Annotated in this window: 5 protein-coding genes; 1 reads left to right on the top strand and 4 read right to left on the bottom strand. The window is 72.0% G+C overall.

What is annotated here, in order from left to right; translation table 11 throughout:
- Positions 1 to 115 precede the first annotated feature (115 nt).
- The 4 genes from ACWF94_RS33150 to ACWF94_RS33135 form a co-directional block, all read right to left on the bottom strand.
- Positions 116 to 1,507 (bottom strand): globin domain-containing protein, encoded by a 1,392-nt coding sequence (locus ACWF94_RS33150; protein WP_453497087.1) that lies wholly within the window; start codon positions 1,505 to 1,507, stop codon positions 116 to 118.
- Between the two features lie 227 nt (positions 1,508 to 1,734).
- Complete coding sequence (gene nagB, locus ACWF94_RS33145) at positions 1,735 to 2,517, bottom strand: glucosamine-6-phosphate deaminase (RefSeq protein ID WP_453497084.1); 783 nt, start codon at positions 2,515 to 2,517, stop codon at positions 1,735 to 1,737.
- Between the two features lie 223 nt (positions 2,518 to 2,740).
- The gene (locus ACWF94_RS33140; RefSeq protein WP_453497081.1) at positions 2,741 to 3,247 is read right to left on the bottom strand and encodes an SRPBCC family protein; all 507 of its coding nucleotides are present in this window, start codon (positions 3,245 to 3,247) and stop codon (positions 2,741 to 2,743) included.
- A 257-nt stretch (positions 3,248 to 3,504) separates the two neighbouring features.
- Complete coding sequence (locus ACWF94_RS33135; protein WP_453497078.1) at positions 3,505 to 3,720, bottom strand: hypothetical protein; 216 nt, start codon at positions 3,718 to 3,720, stop codon at positions 3,505 to 3,507.
- Positions 3,721 to 3,952: 232 nt separating this feature from the next.
- On the opposite strand from ACWF94_RS33135, the gene ACWF94_RS33130 reads away from it, so the two are divergent.
- The coding region (locus ACWF94_RS33130) for an acyltransferase family protein (RefSeq protein ID WP_453497075.1) at positions 3,953 to 5,079 on the top strand (1,127 nt) is incomplete at its 3' end.

The raw sequence follows: 5,079 nt of genomic DNA, 5'->3' as shown, positions 1-5,079 counted from the left end.
CCCTCGACCGGGTGCTGCGGAAGTGCCGCCCCCGCCGGCCGCACTGAGCCACCGGCCGGCGGCGGCACGCCGCGCGCGGGCCGAGCCGGGTGCGGCCCCCCGGCGGCCGGTTCGGCTACCCCACCGCCCCGTGGGGCGCGGCCACCGGAGTCACGGCGGGCCCGGAGACGGGCGGCGCGGGGACGGGCAGCCCGGAGGGGGACGGCGCGGGGACGGACGGTCCCGTGGCGGACGGTCCCGTGACGGGTGGCGCGGGGACGGGGGTGGCGAGCGAGCGGGTACGGGCCTGCGGGTCGATCCACTTCACCGCTGGGGCATCGAGGAACGCCTCGCCGTGCGAGACATGTCCGCGCTGCCGCACCGACGACGGCTGCGGATCGCGGATCAGCGACTCCATGGGCAGCCCGCACTCGTGCAGCAGATCGGCCGTCTCCTGGACGAACAGCACCGGGCCGCAGAGATAGACGCTCTCCCCGGCCCAGTCCCGGCGCCCCCGCAGATGGGTGTGCAGCCGCTCGGCGGCCCGTGTCTTGCCCTCGCCACGCTCCTGGTACCACCAGTAGGCGCTGAGACAGGGGTGGTCGCGCAGCAGGTCGTCGAGCGACGCGCCGTCGTAGAAGTGCGCGTCGCCGCGCGCCACGGCGTCGATCCGGATCCGGGGGGCCGGTCGGCGCGCGAGTAATTCGTCGAGGACCGATTTGACCGGAGCCCAGCCGGTACCGGCGGCGATGAGGGTGACGGCCGGTGTGCCGGGCGGCGGGGTGAGCGCGGTGCCGGATGCCGGGCCGAGCCGCAGAGTCTGCCCGGGGCCCGTCCGGTCGCACAGCGCGTTGGAGAGCAGCCCGTCCGCCACCCGGCCGACATGGAATTCGAGTACCCGCTCCCGGTCCCGGCCGCGCGGGCCACCGGCACAGCCCGCGAGTGAGTACGGCCGCCACACACCCGGCAGACCGGTGTGCTCGACCGTGGCGTACTGGCCGGGCAGCCAGCGGTAGGGGGTGCGGACAGCGGCACGCACCACGGCCGTGTGATCGCCGTGCAGCCGGTGGGAGATCACGGTGGCCTCCCAGCTCGGTGGCTCGTTCAGAGCCCGTGACCGAAGGGCGCCGCCCTGCATCGCCGCGGCCAGATTCCCGTACACCCGCAGCCAGGCCGCCTCTGTCGGGCCGTCCCAGGAAGCGGGGCTGTGCAGCCGGATCGCGGCGACGAGGCTCTCCCCGACCGCCGTGTAGTCCTCGTCCACGATGCCGAACTTGCGGTGGTCCCGCCCGAGCCGCTCCAGATGTCTGCCGAGGCCGGGATGATCGAGGTGGTCCACGACATGGACCAGCGCGGCGAACAGCCGCTCGTACTGATCGTTCATCACGGCCGGGAAGAGAGACCGCAGATGAGGATGTTGTCTAAACAAATACGCGTAGAAGTAGCGGACCACATGACTGGCCCTTCGTCGTACACGTTCCAGACTCGCCCTGACCACTTGGATGTCGTGAGCGGTGCTGTCGTTCATAAAGATCCCCCGGGGCTGCACGAATGCGCGTCAGTTGAACGCGCGACAAGTGCCGAGCCAGCGCACCGTATCAACTCAGGGATGAAAATGAGCCGTTGAGCACGGAATATGTTGTGCTCGGGACAAATATGTGTCCCCGCCCGTTGTCCGGGCATACCGCGCCGGGCCGGGCGTCCGGTGACACCCGGCCCCGGCGGCGGTGCCTCCCCAGCCTGCTGACCCGTGGGTCAGATGCCCTGCCAGGCGGGCTTGGAGGCGAATGTCGCGCGGAAGTAGTCCGCGAGCTTCAGCCGGGAGGCGGCGGCCTCGTCGGCCACGACCGTGGCGTGCGGGTGCAGTTGGAGGGCGGACGCGGGCACCAGGGCCGAGAGCGGGCCCTCGACGGCGAGCGCGACGGCGTCGGCCTTCGACTCCCCGGTGGCCAGCAGCACCAGGTGGCGGGCCTCCAGGATGGTGCCGATGCCCTGGGTGATCACATGGTGCGGGACCTCGTCCAGGCTGTCGAAGAACCGCGCGTTGTCCTTGCGGGTCTGCTGGGTGAGGGTCTTGATCCGGGTGCGGGAAGCGAGCGAGGAGCACGGTTCGTTGAAGCCGATGTGCCCGTCCGTGCCGATGCCCAGCAACTGGAGGTCGACCCCGCCGGCCTCGCCGAGCGCCCGGTCGTACGCGGCACAGGCCGCCGCGATGTCCTCGGCGGTGCCGTCGGGACCCATGAACGAGGTCTCGGTCAGCCCGAGCGGCTCGACGACCTCCCGCAGCACCACCGAGCGATACGACTCGGGATGGCCGTACGGCAGTCCCACATACTCGTCCAGCTGGCATATCCGGGCCTTCGACGCGTCCACCTCGGCCGAGCGCACCTTGGCGGCCAGGGCTCCGTAGATCGGCAGGGGAGTGGACCCGGTGGCCACTCCCAGCAGGGCCTCGGGCTTGCGGCGCAGCAGATCGGCGATGGCCTCGGCGATCAGCTCGCCGCCGGTGGTGGCGTCCGGAACGATGACAACTTCCACGAAGATCCCTGTCCTTGTGCGCGTCTCGGTCTGTAATGGTGTAGACCAATCTACCGGGTGGGTGCGGGTGCTGTCGCGCCTGTCCACCGGCCGGACGGGGGGCCGGTCCGGGCCTATCGCGGAAACCGCCCGTGCCGGAACGCCTCGCGCGGTGGGCGGCACGGCCTCCGCTCGATCAGGGTTCCGCTTCCGGAGCCGTGGGACGCCTCGCGCGGTGGCCCCGTCAGACGTCGAGCTGCTCGAAGTACGCCTTCTGCGCCGGGTAGTAGTCGTCGAAGGACGGCCGGGCGTCGTCGCCGCGCTGCGCGGCGACGAACATATCGAGGTAGTACTCCCAGCCGGGACCTATCTCACCGACGCCCTCGCTCCCGTCCGTCAGATGATGGATCAGCTCCACCGCGACGCGCCCGTCCCCCGTATCGGACAGCCGGACGTCCAGCTTCCACCCCCCGGACTCCTCCGGCAGCGAGACGGCCAGCCGCGTCGGCGCCTCGCACGCCTCGATCCGCACCGCGGACCAGGGCGTGCCCTCCTCGAACCCCATCTGGACCTCGATGGTCCGGCCGGGCCCGGCCTCGCCTCTCCACGGGCCGAACCAGCGCACGGTCCGCTCGGACTCGGTGAGGCTCGCCCACACCTCCGCGAGGGGGCCGCCGAGGCTACGGGTCAGGACCAGATCTCGGCCGGTCGCGGTGGGCACCAGCCGGCCGGTGGGCTCAGGGGCGGTCATGGGTCTCCTCCAGACGCGAAGCGCGGCCAGGGAGCGCCGCCAGGGAAACGCTGTCGAATTCCACCCTAGAGGCGCCCACTGACAACGCACCCGGGATACGCCCCCGCCCGGCCGCCCCTGGACCGCGAGGGCCCGCGGCATGGCAGACCTACGGGCGAGGACGGTCCGCATCAGCCGCAGAGGACGAGGCAGAACAGCGCCGGAGGACTGGGCGGACAAGCGCCGGATCGCGGGTCGGAACAGCGGCGGAGGACGGGTCAGAACAGCGGCAGCTGACCGGGAAAGGCGGGCACGACGGCACCGTCCAGCGACGGCTGGAGCGCCGCGTCGTACGGTGCCTGTCGCAGCGAGCCCGGACAGGAGACCAGATCCGGCGCCGTCCGGGACTGCGCCGGGTCATGACGGGCGAAGCGCCCCGCGACCACGGCGATTTCACGACGGCAGACCGGGCACAGCCGGCGAGGAGCGGACATACCCCCAGTCTGCCAGCCCCGATCCGGCGGCCCGATCCGGCGGCGCGATCTACCGGCCCGGCCCGTGGCGCTCCGCCGGGCCGGTACACGTACCCGTTCCGTACGCCCGCCGCTCCGTACGCCCGCGTGCCCGTCCGCGCACGCGGCGCCGCGCACACCTCTGGCGCCCGGCGCGCGCCAGGCCCCAGACTGGGTGCCCGGTCGGATCGGCACCTCGCCAGTGGAGATCAGGATGACGCATGCCCTTCCCGAGCCGGCCGCGGCCGAACGCCAGGCCCGCCGCCCTGAACTGGACGTCATCCGCCTCCTCGTGGTGGTCGGGCTCGTCTTCTTCCACTCCGCGCTCGTGTTCGACGAGAGCGACGACTTCTATGTGAAGAACGACGAGACGACCGGCGTCACCATGATCGGCGCCGGTCTCGGTGTGGTCTGGGCGATGCCCGCGCTCTTCCTCATCGCCGGACTCGGCACCTGGTACTCCCTGCGCCGCCGAGGCGCGGCGGGCTTCTCCCGCGAACGTCTGTTACGCCTCGGCGTGCCCCTCGTCTTCACCCTCCTCACGATGATGCCGGTGCCGCAGTGGCTCCGGCTGCGCGCCGCCGATCCCGGCTACCGGGAGTCGTACGCGGACTTCCTGCCCCGCTTCTACGACGCTCACCTCGACCTGGCGTCGTTCCCCTTCGTCGTCCAGGGGGAGCACTTCGAGACCGGGCATCTGTGGTTCGTGGTGCTGCTGCTCACCTTCTCCCTGCTGGTCGCCCTGCCCGCGTACGCGCTGCGCGGCGGCGCGGGCACCCGGCTGCGCGAACGGGCGGCGGCGGCGGTCGGCCGGCGGGGTGTCGTCCTGCTGCCCGCCCTGCCGATCGCGGTCATCTGCGGGGTGCTGGGCCTGGACGAGGACTACGGAGGCTGGAGCCGTTGGGCGTATCTCCTCTTCTTCGTCTGCGGCTTCGCGCTCGCGGCCGACGACCGGTTCCGCACCGCGATGCGCCGCGACGCGGCCGTGGCGGCCACGCTCGGGTGCGCCTTCTTCCTGGGCTCGCTGCCCGGCTTCCTCGGTGAGGACGAACCCTTCACCGATACGACCCCGCTCGCCATCACCTCCCGGGTCCTGTTCGGGCTCACCGGCTGGCTCTGGCTGGTCGGCATCCTGGGCCTCCTCGACCGCCGGATGCTCCGCCGTCCGCCCGCTGCCGCCGATGGGCCCCCGGCCGGGACGGGCCGAGGGCGGGTGTACGCCTACCTGGCCGCCGCGGTACTGCCGTTCTACGTGCTGCACCAGCCGATCGTCGTCGCCGTCGCCTATGGAGTCGTGGGCTGGGACTGGCCGATCCTGCCGAAGTATCTGGTGATCGCCAC

The sequence above is a fragment of the Streptomyces sp. NPDC055078 genome (assembly GCF_053607985.1).
This window is presented reverse-complemented; position numbering and strand designations above follow the sequence as displayed.

Excerpts from the sequence above, each read along its gene's own strand:
- ACWF94_RS33150 (WP_453497087.1), bottom strand. The coding sequence starts at position 1,507 with ATGAACGACAGCACCGCTCACGACATCCAAGTGGTCAGGGCGAGTCTG.
- ACWF94_RS33140 (WP_453497081.1), bottom strand. The coding sequence starts at position 3,247 with ATGACCGCCCCTGAGCCCACCGGCCGGCTGGTGCCCACCGCGACCGGC.
- ACWF94_RS33135 (WP_453497078.1), bottom strand. The coding sequence starts at position 3,720 with ATGTCCGCTCCTCGCCGGCTGTGCCCGGTCTGCCGTCGTGAAATCGCC.